The organism is Spirosoma flavum, assembly GCF_042686045.1.
In the GTDB taxonomy this organism is placed as follows: domain Bacteria; phylum Bacteroidota; class Bacteroidia; order Cytophagales; family Spirosomataceae; genus Spirosoma; species Spirosoma flavum.
The window spans coordinates 1,377,347-1,396,234 of the sequence record NZ_JBHUOM010000002.1 but is presented as its reverse complement, the minus strand read 5'-3'; the positions used below and the strand labels follow the sequence as shown (position 1 = coordinate 1,396,234).

Here is an 18,888-nt window from a genome sequence, read left to right as displayed (position 1 = left end):
TTGCAACATAAGTTGACTGTTGGCTAAATAGAGCCAAGCCACCGAAGAAGATACTGTGTGCTCGTAATCTTTGATCACCCGACGAAAGAACCGGGTGGCCGGAGCCATTGGTCCAGGCAATGCTCCGCTCAACGACCTAGCGCTTGGCGACGGGCACAAAACCACGCGCTGATTCAGGACGGGATGCTTTCGCAAAGTCGATACTCCACCGGGCTAATTCAGCCGCGAAAACACCATTGTAGTCGGACGGCCGATGCCGCTTGGTCTCCAAAGACTTTTTCCAGCCGCTCGCCAACCCGCCACAAGATGCCCACCACTAACGGCACCGCCAGGGTCCCATCAGCTCGGTTGGCGGCATCCACATCGGCCACCCACAACCGCCCCTGCGTATCGACTACAAAAGTGCGCTTACGGCCGCACGGGCGGCCCCGCATTGACGAGTTTGTGAGCATCGTTGCCCCGAAACTCGCAGATCATAGGAGCTAGCTTAACAGACTGTGAGTCAATGCACAATGCGGAAGGCAGGGGCATACGTCCTGTCTGTTGACGGTCCAATTGGTTAAGTGCTGCATTGATGCTTTCAAAAAGGTCGGCTTTTTTCCACTGGTCAAACCGGGCCGCCGGTGCGGTAGTAGTAGATCGCTTGCCAGTGCGGCCAGCAAGGCGGTAGGTTTCGCCACCGCGCGGGCGGCCCCGTGACAACCGGTACGAAGCAGCCACAAGATGGCGTCCATAATCTGGCGTAAATCGTGCTTACGCTTGCGTTTTAGATTGAAAAAAGGCGAAATTGCTGCCCACTGGTAGTCGGTCAGTGGTTGCCACTGAGAGGTCATGCTTTTGTTGCTTGGTCGCTACAAAGTTGACCTGACTACCAGCTTTTTGAGATTCCCCAACACGCTCTAAGGAAAAACAGCTATTGACTCAAATCCAGCACGTTTATGATAGCAGTCAATCTCGTTATGGTAGTCCGCGCATTGCCAATGACCTTAATGCATTGGGAGTAAAGGCTTCCCGAAATCGAGTAGCTCGACTGATGCATAAAGCGAATATCAAGAGCATTATGTATAAAAAGTATCGGGTGCAGACCACAGACTCAAAACACGATTACCCAATAGCTAACAATCTGTTAAACAGGGAGTTTTCAGCCGTAAAGCCTTGTCAAAAGTGGGTGTCTGACATTACGGCACGGGCCGCCCCGCTATATCCGAACTGGCGAAGGTTGGTTGTACCTGACTGCTATTTTAGATTTAGCCGATAGAAAGGTGGTTGGCTGGGCCTTAAGTGACACTTTGAAAGCAGTTGATACCAGTATTGCGGCTTGGCAAATGGCCCTTAAAAATAGGCCGCTAGATGGCGAACTACTTTTCCACTCAGATCGAGGGGTGCAATACGCCTGCATTGAGTTTCGGGATCAATTTAATGACTTACCCGTCTTACAAAGTATGAGTCGAAAGGGTAATTGCCGCGGTGGCGGACCATTGGGATAATGCCGTGGCTGAGAGCTTTTTCAAAACGCTGAAATGTGAGATGGTCAATCACATTAATTTTGAAATACGCCACAAGGCTAAGTTGGCCACGTTTGAATACATCGAGGGCTGCGGGGCCGCCCGTGCGGTATAACCGTCGGCGGAAACAATCTACGCTCGATTACCAGACCCCTCTTCAGTGCGAATCTTATTTTTTCAACAGCTCAATGGCGGCTTAATATAATCCTTCAGTATACTATTGCAATTCCAGTTAATGTCCGGTTCTTGTGGGGCATTCAACGGCAATTACCTCCTAAGCGTTTTTATTACGATCTTTCGGCGGGTCTTCAAGTCAACACCAACAAGCCAAGCAGCCGCTTGCACGGTTCATTTACGGCCCAACTAGCTATTGGCTATTGCATAGCTAAATAAACTTACCAGTTTAACATATTGCCAGTGGCTGTTGCAAAAGTCTGTAATGAGTAAAGGGAGTGTGGTTTATCAATTAATCTCTGGCCGCTAATTGGCTAAAAACTACCATTTAATCGAGCGATTCGTAACCGGAATCGACTTTTGCAATAGCCACGGTAGTTATATAATTTTTTTAAAAAGTGCAATATCTATCATCATTTAGGCATGGTTATTAATTGTATTTTTTCGTCACGCGTCTCATTAACTGACCGTAGTCATAACCTTTGTGAACAGTTGCCAGTTAATTGAATTTTAGCTATTTCAAGTCTTTGAATTCACTCCAATTTCACGCTGAATATTAATGGAAAAAGTTGTTGATTATTCATTAGAATGGGATGTCAATCCTAATCACGCAGACTCTTGGCGTATCGTTATCACCACAACAAAACATGCTACTCCCTTTAGATTACCGGTGAATACACCAGAAGAATTTCTGGCTGCGGCTCACATGCTCAGTAAATCCGATGTGTCCTATAACCTTACCACTGGCCTATTGGTCGTGTTGCAACGACCCGCCGGGACGTAATCTATTCGGGTTCACTTCTCGGAAAAGTTTCTTAACAAACTCCTGTATAACGGGTTTGAAAAATACACAACTTTCTGATTTACAGTTGGTTTGTACTTCCCGAAGGGTTGTTGTATAACTGATGTGGCTGTTGCAAAAGCATATACTGGGTAAATGGGCATGAACTGCGCGCCAATTACGACTCAATAAGTGGCTGAAAAGTGGCTGTTTAATAAGTCAGTCTAGAGCCGTATCGCCTTTCGCGACAGCTACAGTTCATGTCAAGGGAATATCCATAGATTGGACTCGTCAATGGCAAGTGAAATACCTCTAAAAACGGCTTCTGAACTACTCTACCGTTAGACTATAAAACAGCCAATGGATAGATAGGTTGATAAACTATTTATGACTGGGTTGACTTACCAAATCCTTGTATAAACTATATAGGGATGCCGTCAATGCTAAATCACTCATGAACCATCCTTTTTCATCTCTGGGACTCGTTTGCCTGCTGACTTTTTGGACCCCGCTCGCCTTCTGTCAATCAATGCTAACTACCCAGCCACTGGCTATTACGGCCATCTGCCCAGGCTCTTCATTCACCGTTCCGTTTTCGTCTAACAGTATAGGCAATTTGACCAATACCGTTCTGACGGTGCAGGTATCGGACGGGGGGGACTATAAAGATATTCCATCGAAGGGACCCTACGTCACTTCTGGGGTACCTATTACCGCTACGATTCCCGCGGATATAGCGCCGAACCGCTTGTATTCGGTTCGCATTAAAGCAACAAATCCCGATGTGATTGGCATACCGAGCTCGACCCAATTATATATTCGAGGAAGAGAAGCCAAGCCGCCTGTACCACTGGTGGACTCGCTGACCGTGGATTGTATGTCAACCAATCAATCATCCATGGCTGGTCTCTACGCTTACTTGAATTTTAAGCTAGTAGCAGGAGCCACTCCGCGCTTGCATTTTAATGATCAATGGAACCAGTTTAGGGATTACGCAGAATTCCCATATGTTGTCAAACAATCGAATGGTGACTATGTGCCCGATAGGCAGAGTGGCTATTTTCAGCTCAACAAGATTAGCTTAACGTCGCCGACGTATGTATACCCTGTCTATGAACATACCTATTCAATAACCCAATCCATTGATGGCTGTGAAAGTGAACCGGTAGCCGCTAAATTACGAATTATCTGGAAAGCCGGTGGTGGTCCAGGCCCGCTCAATCCATTACCCAACGCCCCCATATTCGGCCAAGTGACTTATTGCCAAGGCGAGCAGGCGTACCCCCTCAATGTTAACGGGCACAGACCGCCCCCCGAGAATTTTCAAGTCACTTATGCGGTAGGCGGTTTTCAATCCGCTAATCCTACTACCCTAATCCCGCCCATTCCCGATACCAGCACACCAGGCCTTAGGGGTTACGTCTTGAACTTAGTGCCCATTGATCCCCGCAAAGGCTGTGCCAATCAGAATTACCTAACGTTCACCTATTTAAATATAATCGTTAATCCAACACCGCCTAAACCTATTGCCCCCACTGGCTTGATCGAATATTACCAAGGGCAGCTCTCAGCCCCCTTAACTGCTTCAACAATTGATAGCTCAGCCACTTTGGTCTGGTATGACACCCAGGCAACCAGCGGTACTGGCTCTGCCACCGCTCCCCAACCGGCGACTAAGCAGAGCGGAGAGTTTACGTACTATGTAGCTCAGAAGGTAGGCACCTGCGAAAGTGAGCGGACTCCTATCATGGTCCGGATCAATCCCTTATTGGGCTTGGATGATGCCTGGCTTGGGGCACATAGCCAGGTATATCCTAATCCAGTATCAGCTCGGCTAACAGTGAAGGTTAGCGGGATATCTGCTCAGCAACCAGCCCTGTTAGAACTGATGGATTTGACGGGTCGATCCCTACTAAGACATACCAGCCCAAAGGAGGCTTGCGTCCTAGCTTTGGATAATTATGCCACCGGAAGTTACTTCTTGCTAATCCGGGTTGGCAACCGTCAAACGGTGAAGCGGATTGTAAAGCAATGAGCAAAATAGGATGCTCTTACGAGTTGGGTATCTAATAAAAGTTTTGAAACGAATAAATCGATGTGAGCTAACAGGTAATCGTTAGTACAGCCGTGAGAACAAAGACTAATTAAAACGCAGCTACTACTCAAAAAGCCGTTTTTATCAATCAACTTAACTTAATTCGCACTTATACAACAGCAAAATAGATTACAAATCTCTCTTTTATTGTCGTATCTACACCCTCTGGCGTTAAGAGTAAGGGGGTACTTTTATAGAGCATGACCCGATCTGACTCGAATTCTATGAAACTTAATCACTTGAATCTCGCCGTTAGCGATGTGATACAGACCCAGCAGTTTCTGCAAACTTATTTTGGCTTCCAACCTCTCACCAAGGGCAGTCCTGTACTAACGGTGCTACGAGACGAAAACGGCTTAGTACTTACACTGAGCAACTTTAACAAAGTAACCGAAGTAAACTATCCCCCGGAGTTTCATATTGGCTTCATCCAAGGTTCTCCCGAGGAGGTCAATGGGATTAATCAGCGATTGAGAGATGACGGCTTTGAGGTAGAGTCTCCCCACAGTTCTCATAATTCTTGGACCTTCTATTTTCAGGCTCCGGGCGGTCTATTAATTGAAGTACTGTGTTTAAGTCAGATGTAAAGTTTATAACAAATTCGAGTAAACGGCTTAAAATTTTAAAATGCTTGTTCTCGTTTTATTTTATTAACATAATCTCGATTAAACAACAAAAAAGCAGACTAACACTGTCAGTCTGCTTTCCGCCGTACGGGCGGCCCCGTTCTATCCACACCATAAGAGAATCCCTAGACCCTCTCTGATAGGTAGTTAAGCGATTATACAACTCATTTGTTATCATTTAGCTTTACATGAGGTCATCTATATAATAAAAAAAGAAAGTAATGATAAGACAGGTCAAGTGCCTAAAACTCATTGGCTATCAGTGGACGCTATTCGTCATCTTGTTTCTTAGCTTATCAACTAGAGTCAATAGCCAAATACCGCTTACAGGCGCGAATTTCGGCTTTAGAGGCCGTTACCTTGTGGCGGTGTCTGATGCCGATATGATCGCTTCGGCTTATTTAGACGGCCATCTTGGCCCTACCCAAGGTCAGGATGCCTTGTCTATTATCCAACTCAATAAACCAGTGGGGCAGCTAAAGGCCGTTGAGATTGGAGCCAGCAACTCCGTTACGGGACCACCCTCATCGGTAGCCGTTTCGCCTGACGGTCGGTATGCCGTTGTCATCGAGACACGGGGGACCCGTCCCGTAGGCAAATCCGATCCACTCTTCAATGACTTACCGCCAGGCAAAGTTGTTAACGTCATTGATCTTTTAGACCCTGATCACCCCAAACAAATTCAGCAAATTGATGGACCCGAACGGCCCTTGTCCGTCCTATTTAATAATGATGGCTCGCTGGTAGCTATCACCTACCGGCCCCAGGATACCAACCGGTCTCCCTTAGCTATTTACCGATTCGACAAGGGTAAATTGGTTGATTTATCGCTACCCGATATTCCCGGTTATGTAAGTGGGGATGTCTTAAATGGACTGGTGTTCCACCCTAGTCGAGATGAACTGGTTTTGTTGAACGCCACCAAATCAACGCTTTCTTTTTTCACGTTTACCTACCAGCGCAATACATTCCGTTTGACCCCCTGGGGTAACTCAGTAGGGGTCGATCCAGATCCCTTCAAAGCGCAATATACACCCAATGGCCGTTTTGTGGTTGTCAATGCCATGTATCCGGGATCGGTGCGGGGTTCGGTCACGGCGGTCGGACTGGCCGTCGATACGGCTAAGGACGGTTCGCCCAGACATCAGATTGTGTCGCGGGCGCTAGCGGGTGTGCTTCCCGAAGGACTGACCATGAGTCCCGATGGGACGTGGATTGTGACGACCAATTTGGAACAAAGCACCCAGCCCTTTGATAATGCCAAACAAGGCTTTTATGCTTCGTTGACGCTGTTGCATCTGGATCCGGAGTCGGGTTTTTTGGATCGGGTTGGCGAGTATTCGTTCGATGGTATCTTACCCGAGTCGGTCGTGTTTGACAATTCGGGCCGGTATCTGGCCGTGGCCACCTTTGACCATTTTGATGGCCGAAAGCCGGGCGGCTCGATTGACTTCTGGCGGCTCACGGGTGATTATTTTAACCCAAAACGAATTGAGTTAGTCAAAACGGGCTATTCTATCCCCGTCACGCGCGGTGTGCACTCGATGGTCATTGTTCGCTGACAATATTTTGCATTAATCAAAGAAATTGCAAAGTTACATAGGCACTGTTATTTCTAGATTTATTTTCACAACATGAACTGTGTTAAAAGTCAAGCAAGCGAGCGTAAAATTGGCTGATAATTCGGATTAAAGTCTTCGTTGAATTTGACCACTGCGAAAGCCTGTCTGAGGAGCTTATTAACGACAGCAATTAAGGCTACTTTGGAAGCTTTACCAGCGGCCTTCAAACGTTGATAACACTCCTTACAAGGTTTATTGTGACGCATAGCGGACCATGAAGCCATATAGAGCAGGCCTCGTAAATGGGCATCACCTGATCGGTTGATTCCTCGAGTTATACCTACTTTTCCTGACTGATAGATAATAGGAGCAACACCGATAAACTTAGCCAGTGCTTTCGCAGAGTGAAAATCCTGGAAGCCATTTCGGGGCCGCCCGTGCGGTGGTTTCAATTAAGGCAGTGGCTATGGTACGAGAGATCCCTTTGATAGAAGTTAATCGTTGATACTGATCGGCGAAATCCTGTTGGCAAACTTGATTGATTTCCATCTTTAATTGAGCAATGGCCGACTGAAAATGGGCAATCATCTGCTGTAAACTCTGCTGAACGGTGGCATCTTTCAACGGTAAGGGTTGAAATGATTCGGATAAATTAAGCAGTGCTACCCGTTGTTTTTGGTACTGACGAAGCAACGTTCTTTTTTGTCTAAGCAATAATAAGTTCTGATTATCCATCTGATAAACAGCTGGTTGGATAGTTCTTCCATATTCAGCCAACAGCACTGCATCGCGTGGATCAGTCTTGGTTACCGACAAGTGCATTTTAGCAAAGTGATGGCCGCACCGGCGGCCCGGTCTGCTTAGGATTAATGACTGAGATTGTCACCTTGGCTTGGCTGAGCATATAAGTTGCCAAGACTGAATAAGAGCCGGTAGCTTCAAGCACACAATGAGCCTGATCAGGGAGCTGGTTCAAAAGGGAGCGAATACCATCAGGCGAATTAGCAAAGTCATTTACTTTCCAACCCGCATTAGGTGTTGGGATAGCCACGGATAGGCTATCTTTAGAGACATCGATACCAATGTAAGTTGTCATGAGAAGAAGCGTTTACAAAGGGGAAAAGAAAGGGAAAACAGGGAATCGAAGCCTTGAATTTTTTGACCCTAACATAGCAGACACGGCGTTAACCATCGCACCGGCGACCCGGTTGAACTGTCCAGGCTTAAAAATTCACCAGTGAGAGTCGGAACATGTTATGCAGGTTTAGCTAATAAAATTTCGGACTTGCCTGCACTGGTGGCTCAAATCACAGTTAAAGAACTGCTTTTACGAGTATTTTGCAAACCAATTCAAACGTACTATAAAGTTAGTTGTACAATAACCCTCAAAGGTTACTAATTAGCTATATGAAAATCAACCAAGCTATTTTCTGGCGTGTCATTTCAGCACAAATAGCATTGGTCATTTTATTAAGTTTTTACTGGCTATCCCTTGTAGAACCTGATTACGCTGCTGCTGCTTTAATTTTTTTAAGTGTTATAAGGCAGCTACTAATTTAGGTGGCTTATAAAAACCAATTTCCTTAAATCTCAGTAAAATTTAATTAATCAGCTCGTTTACCAGAAAAAGATTTTTGCATTAATTTTAGACGTATTAAATGACTACCATTGTGTAAAAGGAAATAACCCAAAAACCAGTCGGAAAACTGTACCTTAGTCAAGCATAAAAAGTATAATCTATTTAAACCGAACTTACCTCATTTTTTAGTGAATTCTGGGTGTCCACTTGTCTAAGTCTCGACCCTTTAATGAGTAACCAGCCCATAAAAATCAATTCCCCGTAATAGGTGTATTGGACAAAATCTAGGTTAGCAGTAGGGAATAGATAGGGCCTTAGGCTAGTCAACAGATAACCTAACCCTGTAATAATTAATAGGACACCTAACACATTGGGAATGTAGCTGGCCTTAATCACTAAATAACCTACTAAGACCAGATGGATGGCAAAAAATATAATGCCAAAATGGAAACCACTTCTAAAGGCATTCAGACAAAGTGTGGCCTGCGCATAAAGCTGTTTGGGTTCAAATACCGCTGTGTAATCGGTCGTCATTAACAGGCGGAAAACGGTGAGCAGATTGAGCAGGGCCACTAAAGCAATCACCGCAAAAATTAATCGAAACCAGGCCGTTAGTAGGGAAAGGTTTTCATTAACTGGCTTCAGCAGCAGGTACAAAGCCCAAGTGACCATTAAATCCCCAATAAACGTGATTAGATAGGCACCAATAGCCGCGACAAACAGGGGCTGATTGGCCATAATGTTTTTGGCGGTTTGGGCTGGGTTTTGGGCCACCACCAGTTTCGGGAGGACGAACAATTCAGCAAAGGGGGCTGCTATCACCATGATGAGCAAGCTAATGCCAGCGATAAGGGCAACGGTGGCCAGTGGCATTTGAGTTGAACGATCGGTCATCGGGTAAGCTCAAACCGGAAAAGTGAGCCGTGAAACAGCTTGAGCAGGCATCGATACTAGCTAAATAATACTTACTTAATTAAAAAGAAGTTACACACGGTCTGAGGCAGTGATGAGAGGGTTTTAATTTTGTTGTCTGTTAAGCTCAGCGAGACCGTCCCCCGTCCCGCTGGTCTTCAAAAACAGTCATGTAGTAGAGTGAGTGGTCAGCGTGACTCATCTTGAAAAAGGCCAGCGTATAAAATAAACGGGTCTTTTTCACCATTTCGGTCTCGTTACCTAAGAAGCGTCAACTGGTTTTTGGCTGCCTTAAGCTTACCTCAAAGCAAGTTCCATGCCCGGGGGCTGAGGTAACACTCAATTGTCCGTTCAGCGTGTCGACCAGATGTTTTACCAGGGGGAGCCCAAAGCCATAGCCTGACTCCCCGGCTGTCCCATTACTCGAACGGCCCTGGCCATTTAATATAGCAGCTACTTTTTCGCTCGTCATACCCATGCCAGAATCCTGGACAGTAAGATTGAGAATATTGTGTGCGCCCTCAATGGTTAACTTGGTGTTGACCCAAACGCTTCCTTCTCCTGGGGTAAACTTGATGGCATTGGAAATCAAATTACCCGCAATCTGCACCACTTTATTGCGAGAAAATGGAATCAATTCAGTGGACGCATCAGTCGAAACAACGAAATGGACTCCTTTCGCTAGTGCCTGGGGCATGTATAGTTTTTCCAGCGTGTCCTTCAATTTGACTTGATGAAAAACGTCTGTTTTATAGGAAATCTCGTTTTCGTGCTTCCACTTGTCATCGTTAACCAGAATTTCATCCGCCAATTCGAGTAGCGATTTACTACTCATTTGAATTAGCTGAATAAATTCCAGTATCTCGTTAAGCTTAATACTAGCCCCGCTGTTGGTAACCAGTTGAGCCATGGTGATAATCCCACCTAAAGGCCCTCGGATGTCATGGGCTACCCTTTTCCGGGATTCATTCACTTCGAATGCCTGTCGCTTTAAGTACTGGATCTCCCGAATGGTATATAGACGGCTAACGACTTCAGCCGCAATGATCTGTAAAAGTTCAATTTTCTCCGCGTCAAGCGCTTTTGTCTTCGTATCGAGTACACAAAGTGCGCCAATATGGTTGCCCTTGCTCGATTTCAGGGGTATGCCAAAGTAGTAGCGTAAATGGGGGTCATCAGTTACATACAGTTGTTTGGCAAATCGTTCATCGAGCTGTAAGTCTTTCACCTCAAAATTGTCAGGCTCCAGAATGGTATATTGACAGACGGAGTTTTCACGCGGCATAGAAGTCAAATCCAGCCCGTGATTGGTAATGGTCCACTGCGTATAGGAATCAATAAGGTTGATTAATGAAATTTCTGTCCCGGTAACTTTGGCCGCCAGTGTAGTAAGATCTTTCAATTTGTCCTGGAGCACTGAATAATCCAGGTCGAAGTCGGCCAGGTCAACAACTCGTTGAAATTCGTCTTCGGGAATCGGGTAGCTGTTGTTCATTTATGTTATAATAGTTTTTTGGGCGTGTTATGTATGGTCACTTTTAGCTATCCGTAGACACCTCATGAGGGGTGATAACGTTAAATTGAGTTTTCTAGTCAATATATACAATTAAGGTAACCAAATGTAAGCATAATATAATATTCATTAAGTTATGGTAAATAAATATGTGTATTACTTATCACCTGACTATCAGTGATGCTCAAATAAGTTTGTCCTACTCGTATCTTGTTATCAGTATAGTGAACTAGGGGCCGTTTGCCGAAAGGATGGCGCCCCGAAATACCCTGCTAATTTTACTCGCGTTCCTCGGCGTAGGTGCGTTTTTTGGTGGGGCTGTCTTGATAATTTCTCCGTCCGGCCAGCAATTCGGGATGCCGCAGTCAATGCTGGATCAATCGCCGTTCCCTGATTTTTTGATTCCGGGAATAATCTTGTTTATCGTGCTCGGATTAGCTCCCTGTCTGCTGGTATTCGCCCTGCTGAAAAAGCCGTTCAGCACGGTGGCCGATCGGCTCAATCTTTACCCGGATATATACTAGGCCTGGACGTATAGCATTTATATAGCGTTCGCGCTTATCATCTGGCTACAGGTTGAAATGATGTTTCTCCAGGCCGTTGGCTGGCTGCATACCGGCTATATGTTTCTAGCTATTGCCCTGCTGTTCGTCGCGCTCTTACCCGGCGTCAGGAATTTGTATAAAGTAAAGCAGCTGCAAGCCATGACAGACCCCCTACTTTCTAATCCGGCTACGGATGGCTTATCGACCTTCTGGGCTTTACCCGCTTCTGATGTATTGACTCAACTACATACCCTCGAAACAGGATTAAGCCACGAAGCCGCGAGGAAAATCCAGCGAATAGCCGGGCTTAATCAAATTAAGCCCCAACATAAACTATCGGGGCTGGGCTTGTTTTTTAGTCAGTTTAAAAGTCCGATCTCACTCATTCTGATCGGGGCTGCCACACTATCCTTTTTTCTGAGTGACTTCACCGATGGCAGTATCATTCTGGTTATCATTCTCATCAGTGGATTGCTCGGTTTCTGGCAAGAGCAAAGCGCGTCGCATGCCATGCAACAATTGCAATCCATTGTGGTGGCCAAAACAACCACCCGGCGGGATGGGAAAGAACGGGAGCCTGATGAACAATTGGTGCCGGGGGATGTCCTCATGCTGCGCTCCGGCGATTTAGTACCCGCTGATTGCTACTTGTTATCGTCCAATGAATTGTTCGTTAATGAGGCCACGTTAACGGGCGAAACCTTTCCCGTCGATAAACTTCCCGGTGTTCAGGATGCGGCCACCCCCCTGGCCAAACGCCAAAATACCTTGTTCATGGGTTCCAGTGTGGTTAGCGGTAGCGGAACGGCAGTTGTGGTTCACACGGGTCTGCATACCGAGCTGGGGCATATTGCCGAACGCATTAACACGGCTCCGCCCGAAACCGACTTTGAGCACGGCATTCAGCGGTTTGGCTACCTGCTCATGGAGATACCCCTAGTACTGGTTATCCTGATTTTTGCCATCAATGTCTTTTTGCATAAACCGGTGCTGGATGCCTTCCTGTTTTCACTGGCCATTGCTGTCGGTTTAACACCCCAGCTTTTGCCCGCCATCATCAGCATCAATCTGGCCAAAGGAGCCAGCCGAATGGCCACGCAACAGGTGATTGTCAAACGATTATCGTCAATTGAAAACCTGGGCAGCATGAATGTTCTCTGCTCCGACAAAACCGGAACTCTCACCGAAGGCACGGTTAAAGTGGACCGAATTATCAATGTTAATGGGCAACTGTCCTCCCGCGCCGGACTGCTGTCCAAGATTAATGCCCAGTTGCAGCAAGGATTTCATAATCCAATCGATGTGGCTATTCTCGCCTTCGTGCCTGACGATATTTCTGCCTATCCGCGAATCGATGAGATTCCCTACGATTTCATCCGAAAACGGCTTACGATTTTAACCGAAATAAATAGCCAACTAATAATGGTGACCAAGGGGGCCCCTGCAAAACATCCTAGAGGTTTGTCAATATGTGGATACCGGCGGGACTACACCCGCCCCACTGGCCGATCACCGGGAAGCTATTCAGCAAACGTTTCAGGAACTGAGTACAAAGAGCTTTCGAACGCTGGGGCTGGCCACTAAAAATACGAATGGCAAGCGTATTATCGACAAAACGGACGAAGTGGACATGACCTTTCTGGGGTTTATCAGTTTGTTTGATTCACCCAAAGAAGGTATCCAGGAAACGCTGGCGACGCTTCAGAAACTGGGTATCCAGATCAAGATGATCACTGGCGATAATGTGCTGGTGGCAAAGGCGGTAGCGCATACCATTGGCATTGAAACGCCGGGCGTACTAACCGGCTCCAGCCTGCGGCATCTAAGTGTGGAGGCTCTGCGCCACAAAGTCTCGACGACGCATATTTTCGCCGAAATTGAGCCGATTCAGAAGGAGGTCATCATACTAGCGCTGAAAAATTCCGGTTACGTCGTTGGGTACATGGGCGATGGAATCAACGATGCCAGTGCGCTTCATGCCGCCGATGTGGGTATTTCGGTCGAGTCGGCCGTGAACGTGGCCAAAGAGTCAGCCGATATTGTCTTGTTGAAACAGGATTTGAATGTACTGATTGACGGGGTTCGCGAAGGTCGCCGGACGTTCACCAACACCATGAAGTACATTTTTATGGCCACCAGCGCCAACTTCGGTAATATGTTCAGCATGGCGGGTGCGTCTATTTTTCTGCCCTTTCTACCGCTATTACCGGTGCAGATTCTGCTAACCAATTTGCGCACCGATTTACCGGAAATGACCATTGCCTCGGACAATGTCGATTCGACAGCCATTGAAAAACCCGCCAAATGGGGTATGACCTTTATCCGACGGTTTATGATGACGTTTGGCTTGCTGAGTTCGGTATTCGATAATTTGATGTTCGGCCTGTTGCTTTGGGTATTTAAGGCCAACGAATCCCTATTTCAAACGAGCTGGTTTATTGAATCGGTCATGTCGGCCTCTATGATCGTTTTGGTCGTTCGGACCCGGCAGGTTTTTTATCGGAGCCGTCCGGGAAAGTGGTTGCTATTAACAACAGCGCTCATCGTACTGATTGTCCTGCTGCTGCCTGTTGGTCCTCTGGAACGGTTATTTGGTTTCACGCCAATGCCTCTTTCTCTATATGGGGTTATCATTGGCGTTGTCATAAGTTATGTTCTGTCGGCGGAATGGTTGAAACATTGGTTCTGTCGGCGTTATCAACCCTAAAGGTACGATCCACTTCAGATGACTTCATTCAGTAACAGGAGCCGCCAAAGGCTTTACCAACACAACACATACAAATTCTATGAACAACGGAAAATCTATTGGCCGAGAAGAATAACGAACCGATAATATAGGTTGGCGTTAATTGGATTTAACGGAATAACACTGTGTAGCAAAATCAGAAAACGCTCCCCGCCGATTACAAGCCTACAGTTAACGTCACCAACCGATTCCTCCCCCACTGTAGCCCTGAAAGGGTGCAATCAGTAACCCAGTCCTACTGGCTGGGAAAGGGATTCAGCGGAGTAATCGAAATCCGCGTAAAAGACAATGGCATGGGTATTCCCGATACAGCGAATGCCAAGATTTTTCAGCCATTTTTCACCAACTCGGGACTAACTGTCCGTGCCGTACGTGTTTGCAACGCAACCCTTTCAGGGCATTTGCCCCGTTTATATGTCACTCCTTAGCGATAGGTCGGTTTGTCGATATCCGGTTTACTGTTGGGATTTCGATTGAGGTGCATGATCCTTACGTTTTGGCCCGGCTCATCCGGCCCATCCATATACTTGTCTTCCAGGGCATCAATAGGAAGATCCTCCGTGAGTATACCATCGGATGGCAATTCGCCCCCAATCACGCTATTGCCCTCCGCTGACTGATCTTCCAATCCATTGGGTGAAATGGCTTTCTTTGCTCGCAGTATGTCTTCCCTGTCTTTGCTTTCCATATTGTTTGTTGACTAAAAAATAAATTCTGGTTACTGTGTAGTCCCTGTGTTAATTCCGGAAAATGAGGATTGTAAGCTCATGACAACGCTCCTTTCGACGCATGGCCTAAATGGTAGGTGCCGATGCGTTCATTAACGTCAACCGCGCCCTGGGCGGTCAGCATGTCGGTTGCCTGTCTGGTTTCATCGTCTGTTAGGGCATGAACCGTAACCACCGAGCCAAAATCTGCGATTCAGGTTAACATATCAGTTTCGTTCTGATCATAGCCAAGCAGCGAAGTAATGAAGTTGCTGCTCTGACTACCTGTAAGTTCACTGTCCTCAACCAGTTTTTCGGATGGTAGACTATTTGGGTTTGTCGGCTGATCTGGAATGAGAATGTCTTCCCTGATTGGCGTACCCGCCTGGACAGAAAGTTCGATGTTACTTCGCAGCAGACCTACCTGGATTAATGCTTCGATTGCCTGCTTCGCTTTAGAGGTATTACTGAATACGCCAATGACTGTGAGTCCCATAGTTGAAAAGGGCTTAGGCTGAAAATGAGTTGAGTATGCTGAAGGCTTATCGGTTGCCCGATTCCCCTGATTAGTTGCTTTTGGTAGAGTTAAAAAATAATCTTTCCTGATACGTTCCACGGGTATAACTTAAGAAGTGAGCTCGATTATCAATTGAAAGATACCAAACGGTATCGTTGCCGTTAGACATATGAAAAAGGTAATTCCAGCTAACAAACGAACGATTTTGATTCGAAGATAGTCACCCAACATGAAGAGACCGTGAAGACGTCGACGTACTACTAACCGATTTCACCGTATTGGCGGGAACATTCTGCTTTGTCTGGAAGCATACACTGAGAACTATACGACCGTCAAAAAGCAGCTTCATCTTCTGTTTATTTGAATTGACAATTTTGGCTGGAAGCCGTGTTCTCCCGGCCAAACGACTTTTCAAGCTGACAGGAATGAACTTATAGTAGATGCGAGCATCGGTAGTAAGCTCGACGTTTAAATACGAATCAGATAACCATAAAAAAAACAGTTCTCGTTCGAAAAGCTGGTTTACTGGGATGGTGACAGGCTTATCAATCGGTCTGCTAGTCTATTTTTTCGATTGCTTTTCACGAAAGAAGTATGATCTTGATGAAGGCGGTGACAATCTTGATTTCCACCGTTTTGTCCGTGTTGTTGATAACACCTTCCATTAAAAGTCGGTTAAACGATAATCAATGAATAGATACCAACCATCTGATGAGAAGATGACCTCGTTTTGGGAACTACAGTAAAGACCCAGCGTTTTTAGTTAAGGGAGTATAGTAGCACATAAATTGAGTAACGGACTGTTTCAGTTGCCGTTACCTGAACTATTTCGCTTAACCCCACTGTATACTTTAGATAAAATACTGCCCACTACTTATCTGATCGTTCAAAGCTACTTGACCCTACGTCCACTGGTGCGTGTCATCGGTGCCGTGCCAGCCCAAATCCCGTCCATCGACTAATGCGTATGGTAATGCCAAACTAGGCCTGAACCGCTGTTTCCAGCTTTGCACTACGCATAGTCGCTTCGTTAGAAAAATAGTAACCCTGCACTGGATAGAAAGCAATTTCCTGGGTTGCGGTTAGGGCCGATGAATATTTACCCACGGTGCGTTCCAGCCGTAAGTGAGGGAGTAATAGGCTAAACTGTTGTTGACGTTGTAGCAACGACACAGCCGGGAAAACAGGAATGAATTTCATCGTATTCAATGTCAATAGCCTCTAAGACCGATGCGCCCGACACCTGCCGTAACTAGCTTGAGATGCGCAGAAAGAGACCAGCCTAAATTTGTAGCCTGGCCGTATTTCAGCCGGGTTCCTGGAGTTTTTCTTTAATGTATTTACTGGACTCATAGAGTGTGGTAAATCGATGGTAATCTTCGGCAGGAATGGTTAGCTTGAGTTCCCGCTCCGCTAAAATGACTAATTCAGCAATATCAGAGGGTCGGTAGGCTAAATCCTGACGCAAGTCAGCCGTTGGCTGTAAGGCTGAAGATCGAACAATTCCTTGGGCCAGAACCAGACGGGTGAGCCGTTGATAGGTAATTTCCATACTTTATTTGACCGGTTAGGTAAGTTGACTGACTACGTGAAAGCGGGAGTTTCGTCACAGGGTGGGACTCGTTAATAGAACCTATATTTCGCTAAGCTGGGTGCGTCGACGAAGGGGATAGGCGTAAATTTGGGAGAACTAATGGTAATTCGCATGATCCGTCCGTGCCTGGCCAGCGATGGGGTCACGGATGAATCGACACTGCTCAGGCCGACCGGTTGGCCGTACCGAACGGGGCGTCAGGCCAGGGGCCCAGAAAGATCCGGGCGTAAATGCGGATGATGGATAGTCCATTCAGGATGAAACTTAGGGCAATTAAAAAAGCCAGTAACAGCTGATGCTGGTGAATATGACTAAAAATCAACTCTTCACCAATAAAGGTAGGCGAAATGGGAAATCCAGCCAGACCCAGACAACACAATAAAAAGCCGAATGCCAGCCTTGGATGGGGGTAGGAGTAGCCCGAATAATGGTTCAGATCCAGCGGGCCCTCGGTTGATTGCAACCGGTACAGGCAGGCGTAGCCCCACAGGCCAGCGATTACAATGCCGCTCAGATAGAGATGAACCTGACCAAATTCAACCGACTCATTAAAGGTTATAGCTAAGGCAATCCAGAAGTGATTCAACACAATTAGCAGCCAGCTTAGAAAAACATTCTTTCGCTTGGTGAATGAACGCAGCACCAGCACCAGACCGATGAGCGAAAAGCTGATGGGTAGGTACTGTCGGATTGCCAGTGAGAGACTGGCCTGGTGGTAGGCACCCACTAAACCGAGGCCGTAGACTGGTAGACCCAGACCAAATACCCAATTCGGCGAGAGAAAATCAAGATGGCGGCCAAGCCATTTGACGGGCTGCCACAGCATCCGGTTTAGGAAGGCGTCCAGATTCCATTCGGTCAGGTTAAGCACATACAACGTATCGGCCAGCCGTTTAGGTAATACACGGGTATAGACGTGAGGAGCAGGCTTACCCGCGTAGAACTGTTCCTGAATTAAATAGGTGACGATGGAGGGCGAGATCAGCAGCTGGTAGGTCCGTAGAAACGCATTGCCGGCGAAATGAAAAAGGGCCAGGGTGTGTAAACCAGCGGCTACTTCGATAAAGATCAGCCCAATCTGGGCGATAGAGGCATAGGCGATCTGACTCTTGACCGATGACTGTACCCGGGCAATGCCCGTTGTCACGATACTGGTCAGTAACCCCACCCCCCCAATCAGCAGGCGAACCGATACCTGGTGCTCCCAGAACGGAGCTGTCCGCAGCAACAGAAAAACCCCAATATGGACCGAAAGCGATCCGTAAAAAATGGCGCTTGACGGGGTGGGGCCTTCCATAGCCCTAGGTAACCAGGACGAAAAAGGTAGTTGGGCTGACTTGGCGCAGGCCGACAGCAGGATCATCCCGGAGATGAACACCCCAATCCAGCTATGGGCCTGAAGCTGAGCATGTACCACTTGGTAATTGTTCAGGCGGGCAAACGTGATCGTTTCATGCCATAAATGGTGGCTCATCCACATGGCCAGTAACAAGCCTACATCGGCAAGACGGTAAATGGAAAATACTTTAACGGCATTTTTCACGGGTAGATACCGGCCCCGGTAGAAGGCAATCAGCAGAAAGGAGGATAGGCCCAGGATTTCCCAGCCGATAAACATCGTCTCCAGATTCCCCGCGACCACCGTCAGCGTGTAGCCCAGGTAGAAGAAAAGTGTCGTCGAAAAAAAACGCTTGAAGCCGCGTTCCCGGTGCAGATAATACCGGCTGTACATGACAACCAGCCCGGTGAGAAACGCGCCGACAACTAGGTAAACGGCGGTAATCGAATCAAAATAAAAATCCAGAAAAAACCGGTACTCCGGGGTACCGACCAATTCGACGCTCTTCAGGTCGAGTGCCGGTTGGTGTTGATAAACCCAGTAGGCCAGAAAAATCACTAAAAAGAGCAGGTGAGAACCAATCGTAGCGATGGCCGCCCAGGCAATCCCGGTTTCTTTCGAGCCGGGTATCGACACGCCGAGCAGCAATCCCACCAGGGGTATCAATACGAATAAGGGGAGTAGGATTTCCAT

25 protein-coding genes are annotated in these 18,888 nt (G+C 46.9%); 13 read left to right on the top strand and 12 right to left on the bottom strand.

Annotated features, from left to right (window positions below):
- Positions 1–57 precede the first annotated feature (57 nt).
- Positions 58–486, top strand: a complete 429-nt coding sequence (locus tag ACFS25_RS11245; RefSeq protein WP_381500076.1) for a hypothetical protein — start codon at positions 58–60, stop codon at positions 484–486.
- Here the strand turns inward: ACFS25_RS11245 and ACFS25_RS11240 are convergent.
- Positions 483–833, bottom strand: coding sequence for a transposase (locus tag ACFS25_RS11240; RefSeq protein WP_381500073.1), 351 nt, complete (start codon positions 831–833; stop codon positions 483–485). The genes ACFS25_RS11245 and ACFS25_RS11240 overlap by 4 nt on opposite strands.
- Positions 834–916: 83 nt before the next feature.
- On the opposite strand from ACFS25_RS11240, the gene ACFS25_RS11235 reads away from it, so the two are divergent.
- From ACFS25_RS11235 to ACFS25_RS11205, 7 genes are all read left to right on the top strand, one after another.
- On the top strand, positions 917–1,258 hold the full coding sequence (locus ACFS25_RS11235) for an IS3 family transposase (RefSeq protein ID WP_381500070.1): 342 nt from the start codon (positions 917–919) through the stop codon (positions 1,256–1,258).
- Positions 1,173–1,487 carry a transposase gene (locus tag ACFS25_RS11230; RefSeq protein WP_381500872.1) on the top strand — a complete coding sequence of 105 codons (315 nt, stop codon included), beginning with the start codon at positions 1,173–1,175 and terminating at the stop codon, positions 1,485–1,487. Before ACFS25_RS11235 ends, ACFS25_RS11230 begins: the two co-directional genes overlap by 86 nt.
- Positions 1,468–1,620: an IS3 family transposase gene (locus ACFS25_RS11225; RefSeq protein ID WP_381500066.1), complete on the top strand. Its 153-nt coding sequence runs from the start codon at positions 1,468–1,470 to the stop codon at positions 1,618–1,620. The genes ACFS25_RS11230 and ACFS25_RS11225 overlap by 20 nt, the downstream gene beginning before the upstream one ends.
- A 618-nt stretch (positions 1,621–2,238) precedes the next feature.
- Positions 2,239–2,463, top strand: a complete 225-nt coding sequence (locus ACFS25_RS11220) for a hypothetical protein (protein ID WP_381500063.1) — start codon at positions 2,239–2,241, stop codon at positions 2,461–2,463.
- 526 nt (positions 2,464–2,989) lie between these two features.
- Positions 2,990–4,495 carry a T9SS type A sorting domain-containing protein gene (locus ACFS25_RS11215; RefSeq protein ID WP_381500060.1) on the top strand — a complete coding sequence of 502 codons (1,506 nt, stop codon included), beginning with the start codon at positions 2,990–2,992 and terminating at the stop codon, positions 4,493–4,495.
- Between the two features lie 284 nt (positions 4,496–4,779).
- Positions 4,780–5,142: a VOC family protein gene (locus ACFS25_RS11210; RefSeq protein WP_381500057.1), complete on the top strand. Its 363-nt coding sequence runs from the start codon at positions 4,780–4,782 to the stop codon at positions 5,140–5,142.
- A gap of 260 nt (positions 5,143–5,402) precedes the next feature.
- Complete coding sequence (locus ACFS25_RS11205; RefSeq protein ID WP_381500054.1) at positions 5,403–6,743, top strand: lactonase family protein; 1,341 nt, start codon at positions 5,403–5,405, stop codon at positions 6,741–6,743.
- A gap of 89 nt (positions 6,744–6,832) precedes the next feature.
- Here ACFS25_RS11205 and ACFS25_RS11200 read toward each other — a convergent pair whose 3' ends face one another.
- The 3 genes from ACFS25_RS11200 to ACFS25_RS11190 are packed head-to-tail and all read right to left on the bottom strand — an operon-like array spanning position 6,833 to position 7,839.
- Positions 6,833–7,195, bottom strand: coding sequence for a transposase (locus tag ACFS25_RS11200; protein WP_381500051.1), 363 nt, complete (start codon positions 7,193–7,195; stop codon positions 6,833–6,835).
- On the bottom strand, positions 7,128–7,565 hold the full coding sequence (locus ACFS25_RS11195; protein WP_381500048.1) for a hypothetical protein: 438 nt from the start codon (positions 7,563–7,565) through the stop codon (positions 7,128–7,130). Before ACFS25_RS11195 ends, ACFS25_RS11200 begins: the two co-directional genes overlap by 68 nt.
- 1 nt (position 7,566) lies before the next feature.
- Positions 7,567–7,839 (bottom strand): IS110 family transposase, encoded by a 273-nt coding sequence (locus ACFS25_RS11190; protein WP_381500046.1) that lies wholly within the window; start codon positions 7,837–7,839, stop codon positions 7,567–7,569.
- 311 nt (positions 7,840–8,150) lie between these two features.
- Here ACFS25_RS11190 and ACFS25_RS11185 point away from each other — a divergent pair, with 311 nt between their 5' ends.
- Positions 8,151–8,303 carry a hypothetical protein gene (locus tag ACFS25_RS11185; protein ID WP_381500043.1) on the top strand — a complete coding sequence of 51 codons (153 nt, stop codon included), beginning with the start codon at positions 8,151–8,153 and terminating at the stop codon, positions 8,301–8,303.
- Positions 8,304–8,484: 181 nt separating this feature from the next.
- Here the strand turns inward: ACFS25_RS11185 and ACFS25_RS11180 are convergent, their stop codons facing one another.
- Both ACFS25_RS11180 and ACFS25_RS11175 read right to left on the bottom strand, forming a co-directional pair.
- Positions 8,485–9,216, bottom strand: coding sequence for a DUF4386 domain-containing protein (locus ACFS25_RS11180; protein ID WP_381500039.1), 732 nt, complete (start codon positions 9,214–9,216; stop codon positions 8,485–8,487).
- Between the two features lie 289 nt (positions 9,217–9,505).
- Positions 9,506–10,729 carry a GAF domain-containing sensor histidine kinase gene (locus ACFS25_RS11175; RefSeq protein WP_381500035.1) on the bottom strand — a complete coding sequence of 408 codons (1,224 nt, stop codon included), beginning with the start codon at positions 10,727–10,729 and terminating at the stop codon, positions 9,506–9,508.
- Positions 10,730–10,998: 269 nt separating this feature from the next.
- Between ACFS25_RS11175 and ACFS25_RS11170 the strand changes: the two genes are divergently transcribed.
- The 4 genes from ACFS25_RS11170 to ACFS25_RS11155 all read left to right on the top strand — a co-directional run bounded on the left by ACFS25_RS11170 (position 10,999) and on the right by ACFS25_RS11155 (position 14,466).
- Positions 10,999–11,271: a hypothetical protein gene (locus ACFS25_RS11170; protein WP_381500032.1), complete on the top strand. Its 273-nt coding sequence runs from the start codon at positions 10,999–11,001 to the stop codon at positions 11,269–11,271.
- 57 nt (positions 11,272–11,328) lie between these two features.
- The gene (locus ACFS25_RS11165; RefSeq protein ID WP_381500029.1) at positions 11,329–12,876 is read left to right on the top strand and encodes a cation-translocating P-type ATPase; all 1,548 of its coding nucleotides are present in this window, start codon (positions 11,329–11,331) and stop codon (positions 12,874–12,876) included.
- Positions 12,764–13,999: an HAD-IC family P-type ATPase gene (locus tag ACFS25_RS11160; protein WP_381500026.1), complete on the top strand. Its 1,236-nt coding sequence runs from the start codon at positions 12,764–12,766 to the stop codon at positions 13,997–13,999. The genes ACFS25_RS11165 and ACFS25_RS11160 overlap by 113 nt, the downstream gene beginning before the upstream one ends.
- 254 nt (positions 14,000–14,253) lie before the next feature.
- Positions 14,254–14,466, top strand: a complete 213-nt coding sequence (locus ACFS25_RS11155; RefSeq protein WP_381500024.1) for an ATP-binding protein — start codon at positions 14,254–14,256, stop codon at positions 14,464–14,466.
- Here the strand turns inward: ACFS25_RS11155 and ACFS25_RS11150 are convergent.
- The 6 genes from ACFS25_RS11150 to ACFS25_RS11125 form a co-directional block, all read right to left on the bottom strand.
- The gene (locus ACFS25_RS11150; protein ID WP_381500021.1) at positions 14,463–14,726 is read right to left on the bottom strand and encodes a hypothetical protein; all 264 of its coding nucleotides are present in this window, start codon (positions 14,724–14,726) and stop codon (positions 14,463–14,465) included. The genes ACFS25_RS11155 and ACFS25_RS11150 overlap by 4 nt on opposite strands.
- A gap of 77 nt (positions 14,727–14,803) precedes the next feature.
- Entirely contained in the window at positions 14,804–14,941 is a 138-nt protein-coding gene (locus ACFS25_RS11145) for a hypothetical protein (protein WP_381500018.1), read from the bottom strand.
- An 18-nt stretch (positions 14,942–14,959) separates the two neighbouring features.
- A complete protein-coding gene (locus tag ACFS25_RS11140) occupies positions 14,960–15,241 on the bottom strand; it encodes a hypothetical protein (protein WP_381500016.1) in 282 nt (93 codons plus the stop codon).
- A gap of 1,002 nt (positions 15,242–16,243) precedes the next feature.
- Positions 16,244–16,462 carry a hypothetical protein gene (locus tag ACFS25_RS11135; protein WP_381500013.1) on the bottom strand — a complete coding sequence of 73 codons (219 nt, stop codon included), beginning with the start codon at positions 16,460–16,462 and terminating at the stop codon, positions 16,244–16,246.
- Positions 16,463–16,568: 106 nt separating this feature from the next.
- Positions 16,569–16,814, bottom strand: coding sequence for an acyl carrier protein (locus tag ACFS25_RS11130; RefSeq protein ID WP_381500010.1), 246 nt, complete (start codon positions 16,812–16,814; stop codon positions 16,569–16,571).
- 205 nt (positions 16,815–17,019) lie between these two features.
- Positions 17,020–18,888 (bottom strand): proton-conducting transporter transmembrane domain-containing protein, encoded by a 1,869-nt coding sequence (locus ACFS25_RS11125; RefSeq protein WP_381500007.1) that lies wholly within the window; start codon positions 18,886–18,888, stop codon positions 17,020–17,022.